General features: G+C 69.2%; 16 protein-coding genes and 1 tRNA gene. 13 read left to right on the plus strand and 4 right to left on the minus strand.

The genetic code is table 11. The annotated features are described in order from the left end of the window. The first annotated feature begins 29 nt into the window (after positions 1-29). The 6 genes from gcvP to E0H50_RS27505 all read left to right on the plus strand — a co-directional run bounded on the left by gcvP (position 30) and on the right by E0H50_RS27505 (position 7,328). Positions 30-2,870, plus strand: coding sequence for an aminomethyl-transferring glycine dehydrogenase (gene gcvP, locus E0H50_RS27480; RefSeq protein ID WP_131293406.1), 2,841 nt, complete (start codon positions 30-32; stop codon positions 2,868-2,870). Between the two features lie 41 nt (positions 2,871-2,911). Next, positions 2,912-4,213 (plus strand): serine hydrolase domain-containing protein, encoded by a 1,302-nt coding sequence (locus E0H50_RS27485; protein ID WP_131293407.1) that lies wholly within the window; start codon positions 2,912-2,914, stop codon positions 4,211-4,213. A gap of 126 nt (positions 4,214-4,339) precedes the next feature. After that, positions 4,340-4,618 (plus strand): type II toxin-antitoxin system RelE/ParE family toxin, encoded by a 279-nt coding sequence (locus tag E0H50_RS27490; RefSeq protein ID WP_238151250.1) that lies wholly within the window; start codon positions 4,340-4,342, stop codon positions 4,616-4,618. Then, a complete protein-coding gene (locus tag E0H50_RS27495) occupies positions 4,615-4,932 on the plus strand; it encodes a helix-turn-helix domain-containing protein (RefSeq protein WP_131293408.1) in 318 nt (105 codons plus the stop codon). The genes E0H50_RS27490 and E0H50_RS27495 overlap by 4 nt, the downstream gene beginning before the upstream one ends. 53 nt (positions 4,933-4,985) lie before the next feature. Beyond that, a tRNA-Lys gene (locus tag E0H50_RS27500) sits at positions 4,986-5,057 on the plus strand. Positions 5,058-5,093: 36 nt separating this feature from the next. Beyond that, positions 5,094-7,328: a hypothetical protein gene (locus E0H50_RS27505; protein ID WP_131293409.1), complete on the plus strand. Its 2,235-nt coding sequence runs from the start codon at positions 5,094-5,096 to the stop codon at positions 7,326-7,328. Here E0H50_RS27505 and E0H50_RS27510 read toward each other — a convergent pair. Next, a complete protein-coding gene (locus E0H50_RS27510) occupies positions 7,317-8,501 on the minus strand; it encodes a tetratricopeptide repeat protein (RefSeq protein WP_131293410.1) in 1,185 nt (394 codons plus the stop codon). The genes E0H50_RS27505 and E0H50_RS27510 overlap by 12 nt on opposite strands. Before the next feature lie 168 nt (positions 8,502-8,669). Here E0H50_RS27510 and E0H50_RS27515 point away from each other — a divergent pair, with 168 nt between their 5' ends. From E0H50_RS27515 to E0H50_RS27540, 6 genes are read left to right on the plus strand one after another with little or no spacing between them, the layout of a single operon-like run. Beyond that, on the plus strand, positions 8,670-10,157 hold the full coding sequence (locus tag E0H50_RS27515; protein ID WP_131293411.1) for a pyridoxal phosphate-dependent decarboxylase family protein: 1,488 nt from the start codon (positions 8,670-8,672) through the stop codon (positions 10,155-10,157). After that, positions 10,154-11,794, plus strand: coding sequence for an IucA/IucC family protein (locus tag E0H50_RS27520; protein WP_238151251.1), 1,641 nt, complete (start codon positions 10,154-10,156; stop codon positions 11,792-11,794). The genes E0H50_RS27515 and E0H50_RS27520 overlap by 4 nt, the downstream gene beginning before the upstream one ends. Next, positions 11,791-12,321, plus strand: coding sequence for a GNAT family N-acetyltransferase (locus E0H50_RS27525; protein ID WP_238151252.1), 531 nt, complete (start codon positions 11,791-11,793; stop codon positions 12,319-12,321). The genes E0H50_RS27520 and E0H50_RS27525 overlap by 4 nt, the downstream gene beginning before the upstream one ends. Further along, on the plus strand, positions 12,309-13,556 hold the full coding sequence (locus tag E0H50_RS27530) for a lysine N(6)-hydroxylase/L-ornithine N(5)-oxygenase family protein (protein ID WP_131293412.1): 1,248 nt from the start codon (positions 12,309-12,311) through the stop codon (positions 13,554-13,556). Before E0H50_RS27525 ends, E0H50_RS27530 begins: the two co-directional genes overlap by 13 nt. Then, complete coding sequence (locus E0H50_RS27535; RefSeq protein WP_131293413.1) at positions 13,553-15,310, plus strand: IucA/IucC family protein; 1,758 nt, start codon at positions 13,553-13,555, stop codon at positions 15,308-15,310. The genes E0H50_RS27530 and E0H50_RS27535 overlap by 4 nt, the downstream gene beginning before the upstream one ends. A 57-nt stretch (positions 15,311-15,367) precedes the next feature. After that, a complete protein-coding gene (locus tag E0H50_RS27540; RefSeq protein WP_131293414.1) occupies positions 15,368-15,895 on the plus strand; it encodes a hypothetical protein in 528 nt (175 codons plus the stop codon). A gap of 67 nt (positions 15,896-15,962) precedes the next feature. Here the strand turns inward: E0H50_RS27540 and E0H50_RS43140 are convergent, their stop codons facing one another. Continuing rightward, positions 15,963-16,109, minus strand: a complete 147-nt coding sequence (locus E0H50_RS43140; RefSeq protein WP_165547317.1) for a hypothetical protein — start codon at positions 16,107-16,109, stop codon at positions 15,963-15,965. 269 nt (positions 16,110-16,378) lie between these two features. On the opposite strand from E0H50_RS43140, the gene E0H50_RS27545 reads away from it, so the two are divergent. Continuing rightward, a complete protein-coding gene (locus E0H50_RS27545; protein WP_131293415.1) occupies positions 16,379-17,335 on the plus strand; it encodes a Mom family adenine methylcarbamoylation protein in 957 nt (318 codons plus the stop codon). Between the two features lie 6 nt (positions 17,336-17,341). Here the strand turns inward: E0H50_RS27545 and E0H50_RS27550 are convergent, their stop codons facing one another. Together E0H50_RS27550 and E0H50_RS27555 are read right to left on the minus strand one after the other, a co-directional pair. Beyond that, positions 17,342-18,853 carry a PfkB family carbohydrate kinase gene (locus tag E0H50_RS27550; RefSeq protein ID WP_165547318.1) on the minus strand — a complete coding sequence of 504 codons (1,512 nt, stop codon included), beginning with the start codon at positions 18,851-18,853 and terminating at the stop codon, positions 17,342-17,344. Positions 18,854-18,945: 92 nt separating this feature from the next. Further along, positions 18,946-21,105 carry an SCO7613 C-terminal domain-containing membrane protein gene (locus E0H50_RS27555; protein WP_272948523.1) on the minus strand — a complete coding sequence of 720 codons (2,160 nt, stop codon included), beginning with the start codon at positions 21,103-21,105 and terminating at the stop codon, positions 18,946-18,948. Positions 21,106-21,122: the final 17 nt, after the last annotated feature.

Consider the following 21,122-nt stretch of genomic DNA (forward strand, 5'->3'; position numbering starts at 1 on the left):
GGCAGCGACAGTCAGCATCGGAGCCTCTAGTGAACGACACCCCTCAGCTTTCGGCGACCTTCGCCGACCGGCACATCGGTCCGCGCCCGGACGAGATCGCCCGGATGGTCCAGCTTCTCGGGTACGACGACGTCGACGCGCTGGTCGACGACGCGGTCCCGGCGTCGATCCGGTCCGCCGAGGCGCTGCGGCTGCCCGAGCCGGCCTCCGAGGTCGACGCGCTGACCGAGCTCCGTCAGCTCGCGGCCCGCAACACCGTCGCGACCTCGATGATCGGCCAGGGGTACTACGGCACGTTCACCCCGTCGGTGATCGTCCGCCGCCTGGTCGAGAACCCGGCCTGGTACACCGCGTACACGCCGTACCAGCCGGAGATTTCCCAGGGCCGGCTCGAGGCGCTGCTGAACTTCCAGACCGTGGTCTCCGACCTGACCGGCCTGCCGACGGCGAACGCGTCGCTGCTCGACGAGGGCACCGCGGCCGCTGAGGCGATGACGCTGGCGCACCGGTCGAACAAGAAGAACAAGTCCGACCGCTTCCTGGTCGACGCCGACACCTTCGCGCAGACGATCGCGGTCGTGCAGACCCGCGCCGAGGCGCTCGGGATCGAGGTCGTCGTCGCGGACACCACCGACGGTCTGCCCGAGGGCGACTTCTTCGGCCTTCTCGTCCAGTACCCGGGGTCCAACGGCGTCGTCCGCGACCTGAAGCCCCTGATCGAGGCGGCGCACGGGCGCGACACGCTGGTTGCCGTCGCCTCCGATCTGCTCGCGCTGACGGTGCTCGAGGCGCCGGGGGAGGCGGGCGCCGACATCGTCATCGGTTCCTCGCAGCGCTTCGGCGTACCGCTGTTCTACGGCGGCCCGCACGCCGGCTTCATGTCGGTCCGTTCCGGCCTGGAGCGGTCGTTGCCCGGTCGCCTCGTCGGTGTCTCGGTCGACGCGGACGGCGCCCCGGCGTACCGGCTGGCGCTGCAGACGCGCGAGCAGCACATCCGTCGCGAGAAGGCGACGTCGAACATCTGTACGGCGCAGGTCCTGCTCGCGGTCGTCGCGTCGATGTACGCCGTCTACCACGGTCCGGACGGCCTTCGTGCGATCGCCGAGCGGGTGCACAACTACGCGGGCAAACTGGCCGCGTCGCTGCGTGCGGGTGGGGTCGAGGTCGTGCACGACGACTTCTTCGACACCGTCCTCGCCCGCGTCCCGGGCCGCGCCGCCGACGTGGTGGACGCCGCCCGGCAGAACGGGATCTGGTTGCGGCTCGTCGACGCGGACCACGTCGGCATCTCCTGCGACGAGAAGACCGACGTCGCGACGCTGACCCGGGTCTGCCAGTCCTTCGGCGTCCAGTACGACGACACACTTGCGGCGGCCGGGGTCGCCGTACCGCGGACCACCGAGTACCTGACGCACCCGGTGTTCAACACGCACCGGTCCGAGACGGCGATGCTGCGGTACCTGCGCAAGCTGTCCGACATGGACTACGCGCTGGACCGCGGGATGATCCCGCTCGGGTCCTGCACGATGAAGCTGAACGCGACCACCGAGATGGAGCCGGTCACCTGGCCGGAGTTCGCCGACGTGCACCCGTTCGCGCCGATCGAGGACGCGGCCGGTTACGTGAAGCTGATCGGTCAGCTGGAGCGCTGGCTGGCCGAGGTCACCGGGTACGCGAAGGTCTCGATCCAGCCGAACGCGGGCTCCCAGGGTGAGCTCGCCGGTCTGCTCGCGATCCGCGGGTACCACCGCGCGCAGGGCTCCGCGGACCGCAACGTCTGCCTGATCCCGGCGTCGGCGCACGGCACGAACGCCGCGTCCGCGGTGATGGCCGGGATGAAGGTCGTGGTTGTCAAGGGCAACGACGACGGCACGATCGACCTGGACGACCTGCGGGCGAAGGCTTCCGAGCACGCGGCGAAGCTCGCGGCGATCATGATCACGTACCCGTCCACGCACGGTGTGTACGAGGAGAGCGTCCGCGAGGTCTGCCAGATCGTCCACGACCACGGCGGTCAGGTGTACGTCGACGGCGCGAACCTGAACGCTCTGCTCGGGCTCGCGCAGCCGGGCGAGTTCGGCGGCGACGTCAGCCACCTGAACCTGCACAAGACGTTCTGCATCCCGCACGGCGGCGGTGGTCCGGGTGTCGGCCCGGTGGCGGTCGCCGCGCACCTGGCGCCGTACCTGCCGAACCACCCGCTGCTCGACCAGGCCGGTCCGGAGTCCGGTGTCGGCCCGATCAGCGCCGCGCCGTTCGGCTCGGCGGGCGTGCTGGCGATCTCGTGGGCCTACATCCGGATGATGGGCGCCGAGGGGCTGACCGCGGCGACGAAGGCCGCCGTGCTGACCGCGAACTACGTGGCGAAGCGGCTCGAGGACGCCTTCCCGGTGCTCTACACCGGCGAGAACGGCCTGGTCGCGCACGAGTGCATCCTGGACCTGCGGCCGATGACCAAGGAGACCGGGATCAGCGTCGACGACGTCGCGAAGCGGCTGATCGACTACGGCTTCCACGCGCCGACCATGTCGTTCCCGGTCGCCGGCACGCTGATGGTCGAGCCGACCGAGTCCGAGGACCTGGGTGAACTCGACCGCTTCTGCGACGCGATGATCGCGATCCGGCACGAGATCGACCGGGTCGCCGCGGGCGAGTGGCCGGCCGCCGACAACCCGCTGGTGAACGCGCCGCACACCGCGGAGTCGGTGATCAACGACAAGTGGGAGCACGCGTACACCCGCGAGGAGGCCGCGTTCCCGCGCTCGGTCGACCGCGCCTCGAAGTACTGGCCGCCGGTCCGCCGCATCGACGGCGCGTACGGCGACCGCAACCTGATCTGCTCCTGCCCTGCACCGGAGGCCTTCGAGTAAGCAGGCATACTGGTCCGTCCCCGACCTGCCTGGAGCCTCAGTTGACTGACGTACGCCCGGACACCGCCGCTGCTCTGTTCGCCGAGATCGCGACAGCGCAGGGGGAGTGGAAGTTGCCGTCGGTGAATGCCGGGGTGCTGCGGGACGGGGAGCTGGTGTGGACCGGGGCGCGAGGGCGGTTCGCGACGGCCGGCGGGGCGTTGCCGGGGTCCGATGTGCAGTACCGGATCGGGTCGATCACGAAGACGATGACGGCGATCCTGATCATGCAGTGCCGCGACGACGGGCTGCTGTCACTGAACGATGCCATCGGCAAGCACCTGCCGGGGATCGCGTTCGGGGACCTGACCGTTCGGCACCTGCTCGCGCACAGCGGCGGGATGAACGCGGAGCCCGAAGGCCCTTGGTGGGAACGGAATCCGGGCGTCACGTTCGACGAGCTGACCGCGGCGATGAACGACGCGCAGGCGGCCGGCCCGGCGGACCGGCGGCACCACTACTCGAACCTCGGGTACGGCCTGCTCGGCGAGATCGTCGCGCGGCTGCGGGACCAGCCGTGGATGGAGCTCGTCCAGGCCCGGATCCTGGACCCGCTCGAGATGCGGCGTACGACGTACTTCCCGGCCGCCCCGGCCGCCGACGGTTTCTCGGTGCACCCGTTCAGCGGGCAGCTGGACCCGGAGCCGACGCACGACTCGGGCGCGATGTCGCCGGCGGGGCAGCTGTGGAGCACGATCGAGGACCTGGCGCGGTACGCGGCGTTCTGGATCGACCCGGTGCAGGAGGTGCTGAGCCGGGACTCGGTCGACGAGATGGCGGCGCCGGTGGCGTCGGATCCGGGCGAGGGGCTGAACGCGTCGTACGGGCTCGGTCTGCGGCTGATCGCGGACGATCCGCACCTGCTGATCGGTCATACCGGTTCGATGCCGGGGTTCCTGGCCGGGCTGTTCGTCGACCGGGTCCGCCGGGTCGGCGCGGTGACGCTGGGCAACGCGACGTACGGCCGGGTTGCCTCGCTGGCTCCTGACCTGGTCCGCGTTCTGGCCCGGTACGAGCCGCCGATCACGCAGGAGTGGGTGCCGGAGCCGCCGCTGGCCCAGGGCGCCGACCTGCTCGGCCACTGGTACTGGGGCAACACGCCGCTGACGATCTCCGTCCGCGCGGGAATTCTGCAGCTCTCCGGGGGTCTCACGACCCGTCTGTCACCCCTTGGCCCCGACCTCTACCAGGGCCGCGACGGCTACCTGGCCGGCGAGAAACTCCACGTGATCCGCAACGGCGAAACCATCACCCACCTGAATGTCGCCACCTTCATCCTCACCAGAACCCCGTACGGCGCCTGACGCCAAGCCAGCAGGTTTACTATTTGCTATACTCCCGGCATGGCGATGCAGGAGTGGGATGTCTACATCGTCGACGAGGTGCGGGTGTGGATCGACGGACTGGACGACGCTACGCATCGGTGAATCGTGCAGGCGATCGATGCGCTGGCTGAGGTGGGACCTGGGCTCGGGCGGCCGCTTGTTGACACGATCACGGGATCGCGCTTGCCGAACCTCAAGGAGCTGAGGCCGGGAACGGTGCGGATCTTGTTCGCGTTCGACCCGTGGCGATCGAGCATCCTCTTGGTCGCCGGGGACAAGGCGGGCCGATGGAAGGCGTGGTACGACGAGGCGATCCCGCTCGCCGAGCACCGTTACGAGATCTATGTGAAGGAACGACAGGCTGAAGAGGAGGGCGATCGATGAGCGGATACGTGAGGTGGCGGGACATCCGCGATCAGGAGGTCGCGCGGGCCGGCGGCGAGGAGAGCGTCGCGGCAGGCAAGCAGGAACTCCTGGCGGAGGTCCAAGGCCACCGTTTGGCGGAGATCCGTCGCGCTCGTGGTCTGACTCAAGTTCAGGTTGCCGAGCGCATGGGTGTCACCAAGGGCAGGGTTTCCCAGATCGAGCAAGGCAAGATCTCAGGGCAAGAGGTTCTGCTCCGCTATGCGGCGGCGCTCGGCGGCCGCCTTCATCAGGCGATCTACTTCGATGACGGTGACATCTCGGCAATCGCCTGACCGCATCAGCTCCCACGGGAGCAGATGCTGTGCAGCTAGCCTGTAACGCACTGCATGGAGTAGATCAGGGGTAGATCGCCCGGCTCTTCACCGGGAGGGCGCAGGTTCGAGTCCTGCCTCCATGTCGAAGCGCTGTTCCATCCAGAGAACGGGGGTTCCGGATGTACGCGACGGGCCGGCTCCAGCACGCGCTCGAACGGGCGCTGGTGGCGGACGATCCAGCGGTACGCCGGCGCGCCGCGGTCCGCGTCGATGCCTGGCGCAACGTTCTCGAGGGGATGGCGTCCGGCCGGCTGACGATCGGGTCGCGAACGCCGGTCGCCGACACGCCGGTGTGGGTCACGCTCGAGGTGGTGACCGGAGGGTTCGCGACCGGCCGCTACGTCGCGGAGTCGCCCCCGAGCGCCGACGAGCTCGCCCGGCTGCCGGAGAACGCGCCGGGGGAGACGGACCGGGAGCGAGTCAATCTCTGGTACCTCGGTGACGAAGGGCTCGCGGAGCTCGGGCAGGCCATGCGCACCGGGCGTTGCCGCGTCGACCTACCGGAGGAGTCGGCGCTGCTGGTGGTTGCCTGGCTGCTCGAACACGGGCACTTCGCCGCGGCGCTCGACCTGGTGGCCGAGCTGCGCCCGTTGATGCACCGGCTCCGTCTCACTCCGACGTTCGGTCCGTCGTCGGCTCCGGTCGGCGCAGTGGTACGGCGGCAGTCGGTGGATCAGGTCCGTGCGCAGTTGCGGCAGGCGAAGGTGCCGCCGCAGATCGCCGCGATGCAGGAGACCCTCAAGGTCTGGAACCCGCTCTACGACCGGCTGGTCGCGCTGTGGTGCGACACGGTCGACGGTGACCTCCCGGAGCTGGTTTCAGGCAGGGTGAGCGGTGGCTGGCCGTGCCGGGTGTGGCCGGACGACTGGGTGGAGCGGCGTCGCCAGTGGCTGGACGACTACGCCACCGCGGCCGAGCTGCACCACGCACGGCAGCCGAAGAGCAACTTCGCCCGGCTGCAGTCGGCGCTGGAGCGCTGTCCCGTGGACAGCTCGGCTCTGACCGGCCGTGAGGTCGGGTGGATCCGGCGCGCGCTGGCCAACACGGTCAGCGCCCACGGCGCGCCTGGGTCCGAGACCCGCGCGGTCTTGCGTACGGCGCAGTACGGGGTGGCGGCGCGCCCGACGTACGCGACGTTGGCGCACGTGCTGAGTACGCGGCTGGACCGCTTCCCGCGGGACGGAGGACTGCCCGCGCTCGACCCGATCGCTGGGGACGTCGACGGCGCGGAGCTTCCGGCGGCCGCCGGCGTGGCGATGCCGCCGCACCTGCTGGCGAAGGCCGCCCGGGCGCTCGAGGCGCCGATAGGGGAGCTGGTGGACCGCGGCGTCATCGGCTCGGGTGAGGTGCTCGCGGAGGTTCTGCCTCAGGTCACGTCACAGTTGCTGGCGGCGAATATCGCGGACCCGGCACTCGCCTCGGTGTACGCGCAGACGTACGCGGCCTTCCGCCGGCGGCGCAGTCTGCTGCTGCAGAACCTCGAACACCAGGTGCGGTTCGACGAGCTCCCGTGGATCTCCGCGGTTGCGCCGTACCGCGACCGCTCGCAGAAGGCGACGCGCGCCGCCGCGCAGACGCTGCGGGAGACCGCCGCGGTCGCGCTCGGCGCGTTCCCGCAGACGATCCTGCCGAACCCGCTCGTCCGCGAGTTCCGCGCGCTGGTCAGCCAGGCCGGTCTCGGACTGCCCCTCGTCGAGGAGGTCGCTGCCGACATCTTCATGGGCACGTTCACCGCGAAGTGGCGGGAGGCGGCGTCGGTCGCGAGCCGGGTGCTGTCCGGGACGCTGTACGCGCGCTACTACGACCTGCCCGCCGCCTGGCCGGCCGCGGAGCAGCGTTCGCGGATCCGCTGGCGCAAACTGACGTCCGACGACTTCGCGGACCTGTGCCGCCACCGCGCGCAGGAGGCGCACACCGCACAGACGCCCGGGTACGTCGCTCAGAACGGGACCGTACTGGAGCAGAGCCAGATCCTGACATCGCACAACCTCGCCGTACTCGTCGAGGCGCTCGACCTGAGCGACTGGCTCCGCGAGGTCGCCCCCGAACTCGCGGACCGCTCGTTCACCTGGGCGATCCAGCGCCAGACCCAGCCGGTCTCACTCGCCGCCCTGAAGAACACGGCGTACGCCTGGCGTCAGGGCATCTTCTTCCTCAGCTACACCGACCCCACTGCCGTCCTGGCCAAGCTGCGCGAGCAGGCCGGCGTCCTCGGCCCACGCTTCGCACCAGCCGTCACCGGCCTCATAGACATAGCCGCGGGCCACCGCTTCGACACAACCGGCCGCACCCCCCGAGGCGGCCGCCGCCTCCTCGGCTGGACCACCGGCCCCCACTGGTGCTCACCGGCCTGACGGTTTCCGCAGCGCGGAGAGCTCTTCCTCCAGCGCGTGAGCCTCATCGGCACGGCCCAGTGCGCGCAGGGTGCGGATAACCGGCGGCAGCGCGTCCTCGGGCTGCCCTGTACTCCGCTGGACCGTCAGTGCCTCCTCGTACGCCTCTAGTGCCTCGTCCAACCGGTGCAGAGCCCGCAGGTCGTCGCCGAGGAGATCGAGCGCCCAGGTGAGTCGCGCGGCGGACGTCTCATGGCGGTCCTCCGAGAAGTGGTCCGCCCGGAGGGTCGTCACCACACTGCGGGAGAGCGAGACCGCTTCGTCGTACCGCTGGAGCTCGCGCAGGCTGGCTGCCAGGTTGGCCCCGATGGCGAACGCGTCATCCAGGTCGATCGATTGCGCGATCTCGAGCGCCTCGGCGTGCGCGGTCCGGGCGGCCTCGTGTTCACCGAGCTCGGTCAGGCAGTGCCCGAGTGCGGTCAGTGCGTTCACGAGCCGCTCGTCTGCCGCGAGGTGCCGGCGGACCCGCGTCCGCTCCTCGAGCAGGGGCCGCGCTGCGTCGTACTCATTGAGCGCCAGATGCCGGTCTGCGACGATCCCGAGCGCCTGCGCGTGCTGCCGGTTGGCGGAGCGGGCTCGTTCGGCGCGCATCATCAGCAGTTCGTCCGCTTCGGCGCCGACTCGCACGGGAGGAAGTTCGGACAGGCTGAACTCGAGGAGCTCGAGCGCTAGATCGACGACGGGCCGCCCCTCGTTGCGCACGGCGTCCACGATCCGGCCGACGGCGACGACCTCCTCGGCGACTACCAGTGCGTCGCTGTGCCGGTCCAAGCTCGTCAGCGCCCGCCACTGCGCCATCAGGGCCGGCGGTAGGTGATGCGTCTCGCTCGGCTCGGCGAACGCCAGCTTTCGCAGATATCCGGCCTGCTCGGCCCGTTCGGCGACCGCGTCCTCGAAGCGTTCCTCCTGGAGGCTCTTCACGGCCGCTGTGCCCGGCACGTAGGCCACTCCGAGGTACCACGACCTGCGCATCTGCCCGCGCAACAGTGTGGCCAGGAACCCGGCGAGCCCGGCGGTGACCAGAGCGTGCCCGTACTGCCAGCCGGCGATCCAGCCGATGACGCCTCCAACCACAGCGACGGTCGCGACCGACTGGATCGCCCCGCGGACGTACACCGCACGTTCACCTGTCATGACCTACCCCCTTGGGGGTTTGATGCACCGAAGGGCCGTGGCGGTTGCATCGGATCGTGAGGATCGCCACTTCGGTTGTGGTCGAGTTGACACCGTGGGTGCGTGGGACAAAGGTTAGGTCTGCCTTAGTAAGGGTTGCCTTACTCGACAACTTCCCGGGAGATCTGGATGTCGCAGCCCGCGCGTCTCACCGCGCTGCCCGCACCTGTTCGCGATCCGTTCGCCGTTCGCTGGCCGCTGGCCTCGACGGTCTCGGACCGTGAGCGCGGACCGTTGCCGCACGGTTCGCCGGGAGCGGTCCTGCGGCGCACCGCCGAGGTCCTGGGGGAGCCGCGGATCCCGTCGACCGGGGTCGGGGAGTCTGCCGCCCTCGACCTGATCGCGGGTCTGCTCGACGAGCACGGAATCGACCTGAGCCACCCGCACGCCGCGGCGCACCTGCAGCCGCCGGTCCTGCAGGTCGCGGTCGACGCGGACGCACTGGCGTCGGCCTCGAACGCCTCGATGGACACCTACGATTCCGGTCCCGCGACGCTCGCGATCGAGCAGTGGGTCGTGCGGGCGCTGGCGTCGCTGGCCGGTTTCGGCCCGCAGGCGGACGGCGTTCTGACCCCCGGCGGCTCGATCTCGAACCTGCTCGCGATCCTGATCGCCCGCGACAGCGCGGCCGCCGCCGCGGGGATCGACGTCCGGCGGCACGGCCTGCAGGGCTTCGACCGGCCGGTCGTGTTCTGCTCCGAGCTCGCCCACTTCTCGGTCCAGCGAGCCTGCGCCGCCCTCGGGCTCGGTGAGCAGGCCGCGATCACGATCCCCTCGGACTTCGACTTCCGTCTGCGGGTCGATGTCCTGGCCGAGGAGTTGGCGAAACCCGGCCGGACGCCCGTGGCGGTGATCGCGACCGCCGGTACGACGGACTTCGGATCGGTGGACCCGATCGCGCCGATCGCCGCGCTGGCCCGGCAGTACGGCGCCTGGCTGCACGTCGACGCGGCGTACGGGTTCGGGGCGCTGTTCTCGGAGCGGCTGGCGCCGCTGCTCGCCGACGTGCCGCTGGCGGACTCGGTGACGCTGGACCTGCACAAGATCGGCTGGCAGCCGGCCGCGACCAGCGTGCTGCTGGTGGCGGACCGGAGCCGGTTCGCGGCGTTCGACCGCTCGGTGGACTACCTGAACCCGGCCGACGACATCGACTCCGGGCTGGACGGGCTGCTCGGCCGCAGCCTGCAGACCACGCGCCGGCCGGACGCGGTGAAGGTTGCCACCACGCTGACGGCATACGGACGGGCCGGACTGGGAACGATGGTCGACACCTGTCACGAGCTCGCGCACGCCGCCGCGGCCCGGGTCGTTGCCGACAGCAACCTCGAGTTGCTGGCGCCGGTGACCCTGACCACGGTGCTGTTCCGGGTCGCGGGGCAGGGCCTGGACGCGACCGGACTGGACGCGCTCCAGGGCGAGGTCCGGCGCCGGTTGCTGACCTCCGGGAGGGTGCTGATCGGCCGGACCAAGCTGCCGGCCCGCGGCGGCCGCCCGGCGGCGGTCGCGTTGAAGCTGACGCTGCTGAACCCGAACGCCACCGCGACGGACATCGAGGACCTGCTCGACCAGGTCGTGGCCACCGGCCTCGACGTCCTGACCGGCGAAGGAGCGGCGTGACCATTGCGGCTGATAGGGCGGCTGATACTGCGGCAGACGCGCATCTGAACGCGATCCTGCGGTGCTACACCCGGGAGTCGTCCGTGCCGGTCGCGGTCGGGGCGCTGACCCTGGAGGCCGGCGGCTCGACCGTGACGGCGCGGGTGGAGCATGCGTCGCGGACCGGGCTGCACCAGTTCACCGACGTCCAGGTGGACGGCGTACCCGCCGTGCCCGAGGAACTGGTGCGGTTGCTGTCCGCGGACGCGGATCCGGCCGAGATCGACGACCTCGCGGCGCGGACGGCGGAGTCGGTGCGCAACGTCGCGCTCTTCGTCGAGCTGGCCGACGGTCAGCGGGGCCCGGGGCGTTTCCTCGAACTCGAACAGGCGCTGCTGTTCGGGCACCTGAACCACCCGGCGCCGAAGAGCCGGGACGGACTGAGCGGTGACGAGCTGGCGGCGTACTCGCCGGAGCTCGGTGGCCGTTTCGCAGTGCACTGGTTCGAAGCCGACGCCGAACTGGTGTCGTCGGACCAGGTGGCCGGCGCGCCCTCGCTGCAGGGACTGGACGCTGTGCAGCTGATGGGCGCGCTGGCCGGTATCACCCCGTCGCCGGGCCGGGTGCTGATCCCGGCCCATCCGTGGCAGGCGGCAGCGGTGGCGCAGCGTCCGCGCGTCGCCTCGCTGATCTCAGCCGGTCGCGTGAAGGCACTGGGGCCAGGCGGTGCTCAGTGGTACCCGACGTCCAGCTTGCGGACCGTTTTCCACCCGGATCTGCCGGTGATGCTGAAACTGTCGCTCGGCCTGCGGATCACGAACTCGCGGCGGGAGTCGACACCGACCGAGCTGCGGCGCGGGCTGGAGATCAATCGATTGCTCGACGCGGCGTACAACGCGGGGACGGCGACCGCGCACCCGCGCTTCACCATCGTTCGCGACCCGGCCTGGGTTGCTCTTGACGAGGGTGGACCTTTGCTGACCGGTCTGGACGTCGCCGTTCGAGAGGTTCCGGCAGACGTCAACAGCTACGCCTGCCTGGCAGGCCTCGTCGCGCCACGACCCGGTGGTGTGAGTCGGCTCAGCGCCTTTGCGGCCGAGGATCCGTTGGGTTGGACGGCGGCGTACATCGACAACGTGCTGATCCCGATGCTGCACCTGTACGCCGAGACGGGCATCGGACTCGAGGCGCATCAGCAGAACACCCTGGTGCGGCTGGACGGGGCGGGACGAATCAAGGGCGGTGCGTACCGGGACAACCAGGGGTACTACCTCGCCTCGTCGTACCTGCGTGGATTGTTGACAATCACCGGCCTGCGCGACTCGACGCTGGCGGTTGTCGACGACCCGATTGTCGACGATCGACTGACCTACTACCTGCTGCACAACCAGGCGCTGGCCGTGGTGGGCTGCCTGGCGGCGGACGGGATCGCGGACGAGGGCGAGCTGCTCGGGGTGGTGCGGGAACGGCTGACACTCGCTCTGCCGCTGCTCAAGGCTGCTGGACCTTCTGGGGATCGGCTGGCGCGGCGCTGGCTCGAAGCGAAGACGCTGCCGTGCAAGGCGAACATGCTGACCCGGCTGCGGGGCATTGACGAGGTAGTGGCGCCACTGGACGCACAGTCCGTCTACCTCGACATCCCTAACCCGCTGTTGTGACCTCATTCGACCTGCGTCCGGCAGGCCCGTCCGACGCCCCACGTATCGCCCTGTGGATGGCGCAGCCGCACATCCGGCGCTGGTGGCATCAGGGCTGGTCGGTGGAGCGCTGGGTGCAGGAGATCGAGCAACAGGCGGCAGGGGAGCACTCCACGCCGTACGTGGTCGCGGCGGACGCGGAGGAGTTCGCGTACGTCGAGTTGTACCGGGTCCGGCACGACCGCCTTGCGGAGTACTACGCGTACGGCGAGGAGGACCGGGGTGTGCACGTGGCGATCGGTGACGTCGCGCGCGTCGGCCAGGGCCTCGGGCGGCGGCTCCTGCGGTGGCTCGTCGACGAGGTGCTGCGCGCGGAGCCGGCCTGTGCGCAGGTGGTCGCCGAACCGGATATCGAGAACACCCCTTCGGTCCGCGCGTTCGCCGCGGCCGGATTCGTCCAGCACGGGGAGCTACAGCTGCCCGAGAAGACAGCACTACTGATGGTCCGTACCCGGGCCGTGCAGGGAGGCATGACATGTACGACGTGATTGCGATTGGCTGCGGGCCGTTCAACCTCGGACTGGCCGCACTGGCGGACGGTGTGGACGACGTACAGCTGGCTGTGCTCGACAGCCGGCCGGAGTTCACCTGGCATCGCGGGCTGATGTTCGAGGACGCGATGCTGCAGGTGTCGTTCCTGGCGGATCTGGTGTCGTTGGTCGAGCCGGCGCATCACCTGTCGTTCCTGTCGTACTTGAAGGACAACGACCGGCTGTACCAGTTCTACGTGCGGGAGAAGTTCCACCCGACGCGGCGGGAGTACGAAACGTACCTGCGGTGGTGTGCGGCACAGCTGGACTCACTGCACTTCGGTCACCACGTGCGGGAAGCGGTGTGGAACGGTACGTCGTTCGAGCTGACAGTGGAGCGCGGTGACAGCGTCGAGCAGTTCGAGGCTCGGCACCTGGTGGTCGGCGTCGGCACCGAGCCGTTCGTACCTGCTGCGCTGGCAGGGCTTCCCGCGGAGCGATTCGCACACTCTGCGGACTACCTGTTCCGCAGGGACGATCTGCTGCGCACAGGTCGGGTGACCGTGGTTGGCTCAGGACAGTCGGGTGCCGAGTGCGCTCTGGACCTGCTGCGAGCCAACGGTCCGGCTGTGTCCTGGTTGACGCGTACGCCGTCGTTCGCGCCGCTGGACTACTCCAAGTTGGTGCTGGAGATGACGACACCGTCGTACGTCGACTACTTCCACGGACTGGACGAGCCGGTACGCGACAGGCTGGTGAAGGAGCAGTGGCGGCACTACAAGGGCATCTCCTCAGAGACTCTGGACGACATCCACGACGTCCTGTACTCGCGGGACCTGCCGGTTGAGCTGCAGTGTGGTGTGGCAGTCGTGTCCGCGGTAGCACGTGCTGACGGGCTAGAGCTCACCATGCTGCACGCGGACAGCGGGAAGACGTTCCAGCACATGACAGGCGCTGTCGTCGCAGCAACCGGCTACCGGAACCGTCCACTGCCGTTCTTGGAGTCCCTGCAGTCGCAGATCGATCACGACGCTGCCGGGCGCTGGATCATCAACCGCGACCACAGCGTGCGAGGGGCGTTGGAGGGGCGCATCTTCGTCGCGAACGCCGACCTGCACAGCCACGGCGTGGCCGCACCGGACCTCGGCATCGGAGCGATCCGCAACGCGACCATCCTGAACAGCGTCGCCGGCCGAGAGGTGTTCAGGCTGCCCAAGTCCACCGCGTACACGACGTTTGCGATCCCTGGATGAGTGTCTGGACCCAGTGCTCGTCGGAGTTGCTGGCGAAGCTGATCTCACAGTTCTGCACGGAAGGGCTGCTGGAGCCCGTCGACAACCGTCTGGAGCTCGGGGCGGTCTCCTACGTGTTCGAGGCGACGCGTGGCGGCTTCGGCAGCTGGCGGGTCGATCCGGCGTCGATCCGGCGTACCACGGCCGGCATTCTCGGCAACGACGAGAGTGAGATCGCCACCGACCCGATCCGGTTCTTCGTCGACGCTGCCGACGTACTAGGGGTCGACGGGTCCACCGTGGCCGGGTACGTCGCCGAGCTGACGAGCACGCTCGCGGCCGACGTACGGATGGCCTCTACGGCGGTGCCCGCTGCTGAGTTGCTGGAGCTGCACCACACGCGTCTGGAAGGACACCTGACCGGGCACCCGCTCCTGGTCGCCAACAAGGGCCGCCTGGGCTTCTCAGCCGCCGACAGCGAGCGGTACGCCCCAGAAGCCCGTACTCCGCTGCGCCTGGTCTGGCTCGCCGTACGACGAGGTCTCGCCGAGTTCCGCGGTACGCCGGACTTGTCCGAGCACGCCGTCATTGCCCGTGAACTGGACCCACCTGTTGTCGAGGCGTTCCGCGCGCAGCTGGACGACCCGGACGCGTACGTCTGGCTCCCGTGCCACCCGTGGCAACTGGACCACGTCGTCCGCACCCAGTGGGCCCGCGAACTCGCCACGGGGGAGATCGTGGTGCTGGGGGAGAGCCCCGACGAGTACCTCCCGACCCAGTCGATCCGCACGATGGTGAACAGCACCCGCCCCGACCGCTACCAGGTCAAACTGCCCCTGAAGATCCTCAACACCTCGGTCTACCGCGGTATCCCGTCGCATTGCACACTCGCGGCCCCGATGATCACCCAATGGCTCCGCGGCCTCTGGTCCCGCGACGAGACCTTCCAGCAACTAGGCACCGAACTCCTCGGCGAGGTCGCCTCCGTCACCGTCCCCCACCCCGAACTCTCGACCCACCCCGGCATCCCCTACCAGTGGACCGAAACCCTCGGCTGCATCTGGCGCGACCCCGTCGACCCCCGCCTCCAGGACGGTGAGACCGTGTGGCCGCTGGCCGCCGTACTCCATCCCGGCTTCGCACCAGCCGCGATCGCCCGCTCCGGCACCGACGCCGAGACCTGGCTCGCCCACCTCCTCTCCACCCTCCTACGCCCCCTCCTCCACCTACTCCACCACTACGGCATCACAGTCAACCCACACGGTGAAAACCTCGCAATCATCTGCTCGCCCACCGGCCTCCCCACCCGCCTCGTCATCAAGGACCTGGTCGACGACATCAACCTCTCCACCGACCCCATCGTTGCCCGAGGCCCCGAACCCGACTCCCACACCCGAGTCCTCCCCAGAAAACCCTGGCCAATCCTCCGCCAGTACGTCGTAGACGCCCTCCTCCTGGGCGTCCTCAACCCCCTGTCCGCCCACCACCTGATCCCGGAAGAAACCTTCTGGGGTGTAGTTCGGGGCGAAGTACACCGCTACACCGAAAAACACCCCGAATACACCGACCGCCTGGCGGCCACAGCGCTGACGGCAGAATCGTTCTTGCGTTATCCGTTGAACGGATACCGCCTGACACTCGGTTACACCGACCTGGACACGCGTCCACCGATACCGGTGACCGGCACCATTCCCAATCCCTTGCACACCGTCGAACCGGTGTATTTAGAAATGATCTTGCCAACGGAATCCGGGTCCGCGGACAATACCCAATAACTCGTTTCCGCCGCGCAGGGGGCGCGCCCGGGCGAGCAGATCTTGGGGAGGACCATCGTGCCTCAGTGCGCCCTGGCAGCCGCCGGCCCGGAATCCGGCCCGCGTTTCTCCACCCGCTTCCGCCGCCAACTCCACGCCTACCGAGCAGCGCTGTCCCTCGAGTGGTCGGACTCGACCGTGCATCCGGACTTCAGATCGGACCCGGACCGGCCGCTCTCCGCCGGGCAGTGCGGCGCGACCTCGGCGTGGCTGATGCACCAACTGCCCTGGGTGCTGCGGATCCGGGCCAGGTACTGCGTCGGCGACATCGTCGTCGAGGACCAGACGTTGCCGTTCCACTGCTGGATCGAGATCGGGCGCTCCGCGGACCGGTGGATCATCGACGTGACCTGCGATCAGTTCGAACTGCTGGCGGACCGCGCCTTCGTGTGTGATCGGCACTGCCGGCTCAGCGCACTCTCGATCGAGTACAACGCGGTTCTGCGGCTCTCCGCGCGCCAGCTCAGGTCCGATCCGGTCTGGGGGCGCGCGCAGGTGCTGGCAGCGGGGATGGCGCGATGGTTCGAGCGCCGCAGCCGGCGCTGAGGATGCCCCGCGCGCAAAAGTGACGTCACGCCCGCCCGGGAAGCCGGGTGGGCGTGACGCCGTGGGATCAGCGCGTGACCACTGCAGCGATGTTGTAGAGCCCGAAGCAGAAGATCAGCACCGCCACCGTCAGTACCAGTTTCAGCAGCTGCTTCCACAGTGAGGTCACCAGAACCGCGCCCGAGAGCGCGACCAGGGTCGCGAGGATTTGCATGGCAGTTCCCCTTCCGGTGAGTTGTTTCCTAGGCTCTATTTCACCTCACGGCAATTCTGCCCGGCAATGCGTAAATTGGCGCTCGCATTAATGCCAAAAGGCTTTCGGAGTATTTTGATGCACGGCATTTTGGCGGCCGTCGCGGGTCGTTCGACGCCATTTGGCAGACCTCTCGTGCCAATTGGCACGGCGGTGGCAGAAACTCTCTCCAAAAGACACGGTTGTGGAGAGTTGCGGCGCTGCGGCAACGATCCGCTAGCATCCACTTCGTGCAGACGACTGCTGCCGTCGCGAACGCCGTACCGGCCGACGACGGACACCTGAAGGCGAAAGTCCCTACGGATTCCCGGCGCCGATTTCTGCCGGGTGCTTTTCGAAATGAGCACCCGGAATCCACGCCCCGGCTGCTGGGTCTGGCGCGGCTGTGGGGCGTGGACCGGCGTGCGCTCGCGGTCCGGGCCCGCCTTCATCTGCCGTGCTACGCCGGCGACGACGGGCGGGTGAGCTACCGCGCGGCCGCGACTGTTGTGATCCGCAACGCGGCCCGCCTCCGCAAGGACCAGCGGGCCGTACGCGACCTGATTCCGCGCCGGGAGTACGCCCTGTCGGACCTCGAGTTCCGGCAGATCGGCGCCGATGCCGACAGAGTGTTCAACAGCCTGCACTACCTTCGGAACGCCCGGCGCGGCTCGCTCAACTTCGCACTCGTCGACAGGAAGACCGGTGCGCCGCTGACGTTGTGCAGCGCGTCGCCGCTCGAATGGAAGCGCGTTGCCGACCAAGTGATGCTTCAGGCCGGTGTGTCGCAGGAGGCGATCTGGGACCTGTCGCGCGTCTACTCGTTCACAGGTGCACCACCGAACGCGGTGTCGTACATGCTCGCCCAGGTGCGCAAGTACTTTCAGAGGCGCAGCGACGTCGAACTGCTGACGACCGCCGTGGATCCGAACCTGGGCTTCACCGGTTCGAGCTACCTGGCCTCGAACTGGCAGCAGTGGATGACCGTGCAAGCCCGCCCGTACCTGTACTACAAGGGCCGCTACATGAGTATCCGCGAGATGCGGGCGAGCTTTCCGACGATCCGGAGCATCGACGAACTCTGTAAGGCGGAGCGGCATGCGACGCGGAGCTATGCGCCCCTGCAGGACTCGTTGATCTTCTGCTGCCGTGTCCGTGGTGCGACGGAAGCTGTGCCGCCCGAGAACCAGGCACGCATCCTCCGCTGAGCCGGCCTACAGCTGGCTGGCTTCCAGTAGGTCGTTGATGCGTCGACGGGTCGGTAGCGAGTTCCGGCGCGGGAAGTCGGAGGCCGCGCAGGACATCGCTGCGGTGGCCCAGCGGGCCACGTCCTCGGAGAACTTGCTCTCGTTGTCGATCAGCTGGGCGGCCAGCGCGGCACAGAAGGCGTCGCGAGCGACCGACGACTCCTTGTAGATCGCCGGCGGCGCAGCGACCCGCAGGACGTCGCGCATCGGGCGCGAGTACGCGTTGCAGCCGCCGGTGACGAGCAGGCAGAGGGTTTTGACGCCGAAGGCAAGCAGCGTGCGTGCCACGGAGTCGGGGTCGAAGGCGGAGTGGCGCGCGAACGGTTCCAGCTCCCAGGCGTGTGCGACGAGGTAGTCGATCTGCGCGAGCGTGTCGGCCGAGACCTCGTCGTCGGTGTACGGCTGGCCGGGGGTGACGATCACGATCGGACGGTCGTCGGACCGATCGTGCGCCAGCGCGACCGTGTCCTCCAACGTGTCGCGGGGCACCTCGAACGTGACCAGCAATACGTCGCTTCCGGCGAGCTCCTCGCGCCGGTCGAACACGTCCCTGGACTCCAGGCGGATCTGTTTCTCGTTGCGCCAGTTGACGGCGATGCTGTCGCCGAGCTGTTGCTGGAACACCCCGGTGAAGGGCGTGTCGGCGTTCGGGACCCGCTTGAGGAGCGACGTGTCCACGTGCTCCCTCTCGAGGTAGTCCACGATCGCGTCGCCGAACCGGTCGGTGGCTACCGCGGCCACGAGCGAGGTGTGCAGGCCGAGCCGCGCTGAGGCAACTGCTTGCATCAGGCCTTTTCCACCAGGGGAAAGGCTGAAGCCGAGCGCCTCGGTCGACGTCTCGGGAGCCGGAAGCTGCTTGGTCCGGAAGGTGGCGTCCATCACCGCGCCGCCGACAACGACGACGCGGCCACGCGCCGAGTTGTCCGAGGCGGGTCCGGTATCCGTCCGTACGACGTTCTTCGCGCCGACCGAGTAGATGTCCCGGCGGGCCAATTGGTACGCGAGCTCACGCAGTACGGCCAACTCCGTCGTACCGCGCAGATAGCGGTCGCTCGGCGCCGGGATCGGAGCTACGGACAGGGCTGCGTGCAATGGGTGCCAGTGGCTCAGGAGCGTCTCCCGGCGGCGGCCGAGGGCGAGCTCGTACAGCGCCCGGGTAACATGCGCCTCGATGCCGGCGTCCGTGAGCGGCTGCCCGAGAACGCCGAGCCCGAGCACCGCGTCCGCGACGATCCGTTGGGAATCGTAGAGATCGTCGCGGACACAGTCGCAGACCAAGGCAACTGCCGCGTCAGGAAGATCGAGTTCGTGGACGTTCGCGTAGCGGCGGGTCGCGGCAAGGCTCAGCAGTGGCGAGGAGACCCCAGTGCGATCCGCGCGCAGCCGGTCGGCAGTGAGACCGCCATGGGTGCGCAGTTTCTCCAACGAGTTGGCGAGCACCCGCACCTTTTCCGGCTGACTGTCGCCGCTGTCCAGCATCCGCCTCCACCCCGTCTTTCGTCCGCAAGCTCTCATTATGCGGGGACGAACCGTGTCGATGGGTAGTGGTCAGCGCGTCGCAAGCGCTCGAGTCAGCGGAGGTTCGATATCCAGCGGGTGGCTTGTTTGGCTTGGGTTAGGCGGCGTTCGTAGGTGGCGCCGGTGGTCAGGAGGATCAGGCCGGCGGTGGCGAGGGTGATCCAGCGGGGGATCAGGGGGGCCATCTCCAGGAACTGGGCTATGGCGATCTTGGCTACTGCGGCGGAGCCGATGATGAAGGGGGATTGGAGGGATTGGCGGACTCCGATGAGGATCAGGAGAACTGCGGCGGCTACGACGAGGGTGGCGCGGAGCCAGTTGTCGGTGGTGTCGGCGGCCAGGGCGGAGGGGGCCAGGCCCAGCATCAGGCCCGGGCCTAGGTAGACCCAGCTGGGTTGGTTGCGCCAGGCAACGATGCCGACGGCGAGCAGGATCAGGGCGGGCGGGACGGTGTACCACTCCAGGGTGTGCTTGTCGGCGCCGAGCATGAAGGTGGTGTTGGCGATAACGAGCAGGAGCGCGGCCAGGAGCAGGGTGGGGCGGCGGCGCGGGTTCATGCCGTAGGCAATCAGCGGGGCGGCGACGATGGTCAGGACAACACCGGTTGCTGTGAAGGGTGATGCCGACACGGCAGCGATCTCGGCCAGTACGGCGGCGCAGGCGGCGGTGACGAGTAGGACGGGTTCGAGCGGCTTGCCGACGTACCCGGAGGTGACGGCGATGCCGATGGCGGCGACCGCGGCGAGCGCGACGGCGGCCGGCCACGTGCCGACGTACCCGTCGAAGGCGAACAGGACGATCGCGAGCTGGGCGCTCAGGCTGGCGACGGCGGCGCTGGGGACCGGGTCGGTGAGTTTGCGGACGGCGGCGAGGACGGCCAGTACGGCGAGGATCGCGGCCAGGTAGCCGAGTTGGCGGATGTCGTCCGTGGCCAGGCAGTACGTGAGGTCGACGGCGGCGACCGTGATGGTTGCCGTGTGCAGGACGATCGCGAGCTTGCCGGTACGGCGGACCGCCACGAGTTCCGTGATGGCGAGGGCCGTGGCGAGTGCGGTGGTGAACCAGCGGCTCGGCCCGGGGAGCTGGGGGAGCGTGGTGGCGACCGCGAAGGCGGCGGCCGCGGCGCAGACGAGTTCACCGAAACCGGAGGGAAACGCTGCGGGGAGCGGGCGCTTGTGGAGGATCGCGATGCCGGTCGCGGCGGCGAGGCAGACGACTGCGGCGGTGGCGATTGTGATCGACAGGGTGGTCGTGGTCAGGAGTCCCAGGAGGGTGCGGGTCGTGCCGGCTCCGAGGATGCCGCAGAAGACGACGGTCGCGGTGACGGAGCCGGTACGGCGGACGATCGCGGTGCCCTTCGCGGACAGGATCAGCGTGCCGACGACCTGGGCCAGGAGTGCGCCGAGGAGGACCGGGAGGCTGGTTCGGTCGATCAGGATCAGCGGGATCGGTAGTTGGGCGGCGATGACGGTGGTGACGCCGTACGTGACGACCTTGGGGGCGAGGCGGGTCATCAGGAGGGCGAGTACGGCGACGGTTGCGAAGACGATCGCGCTGTACGTGACGCCGTCGACGGCCGTGGGTGGGATCAGGCCGAGGGCGCGGGCGCCGTACAGGTCGACGGTGAGCAGGCCGGTGCCGAGGATCGCGAGGGCTTCGGCGGTGCCGGCGAGGGCGCGGCGGCTCGCGGGGACGGAGGCGGCGAAGGAGAGGGCGGCGAGGGTGCCGATGATCGCGGCCTGGGCGGCGACGGGGAGGCTGTCCCAGTTGACGGCGAGGAAGGTGACGCCGGCTGCCAGGAGGAGGAGTACGCCGAGGGTGAGGAGCGTGGCCTGGGGGCTGAGGCGGCGGATCCTGGAGGGTTTCGGGGGTTGGGTGCTCGGGGGTTGGGGGAGTGGGCGGGGGGCGCCGAACGTGGTCGGGTACGGCGGGCGGGTCCCGGACGCAGGCCTGCCAGAACGGGCCGCAACAGGCGCCGTAACAGGCGCCGAGGCAGGCGGCGCAGGAGATGCGGCAGGCGGTGCGGCGGCAGGTGCGGCCGGGGGTGCCGTAGGGGGTGCGGGAGGAGGAGGAGGTGGGTGGATGCCGAGGTGGGGTGGGGGTGTGGGGAGGGGGAGTTCGGGGTGTGGGTAAGGCTGTGGATAAAGGGCCGGCTCGAGGGTCAGGTGGAGCTGGGTGCGGCAGGTGGGGCAGGTGATGGCGGCGGTCGGCATCGAGTCCTCCTCGGGTC

Origin of the sequence: Kribbella sindirgiensis, from assembly GCF_004331435.1 — a bacterium.
Taxonomy (GTDB): domain Bacteria; phylum Actinomycetota; class Actinomycetes; order Propionibacteriales; family Kribbellaceae; genus Kribbella; species Kribbella sindirgiensis.

Coding starts and splice junctions, on each gene's coding strand:
- E0H50_RS27495 (WP_131293408.1), top strand. CDS start 4,615: ATGAGCGGATACGTGAGGTGGCGGGACATCCGCGATCAGGAGGTCGCG.
- E0H50_RS27505 (WP_131293409.1), top strand. CDS start 5,094: ATGTACGCGACGGGCCGGCTCCAGCACGCGCTCGAACGGGCGCTGGTG.
- E0H50_RS27510 (WP_131293410.1), bottom strand. CDS start 8,501: ATGACAGGTGAACGTGCGGTGTACGTCCGCGGGGCGATCCAGTCGGTC.
- E0H50_RS27515 (WP_131293411.1), top strand. CDS start 8,670: ATGTCGCAGCCCGCGCGTCTCACCGCGCTGCCCGCACCTGTTCGCGAT.
- E0H50_RS27530 (WP_131293412.1), top strand. CDS start 12,309: ATGTACGACGTGATTGCGATTGGCTGCGGGCCGTTCAACCTCGGACTG.
- E0H50_RS27535 (WP_131293413.1), top strand. CDS start 13,553: ATGAGTGTCTGGACCCAGTGCTCGTCGGAGTTGCTGGCGAAGCTGATC.
- E0H50_RS43140 (WP_165547317.1), bottom strand. CDS start 16,109: ATGCAAATCCTCGCGACCCTGGTCGCGCTCTCGGGCGCGGTTCTGGTG.
- E0H50_RS27550 (WP_165547318.1), bottom strand. CDS start 18,853: ATGCTGGACAGCGGCGACAGTCAGCCGGAAAAGGTGCGGGTGCTCGCC.
- E0H50_RS27555 (WP_272948523.1), bottom strand. CDS start 21,105: ATGCCGACCGCCGCCATCACCTGCCCCACCTGCCGCACCCAGCTCCAC.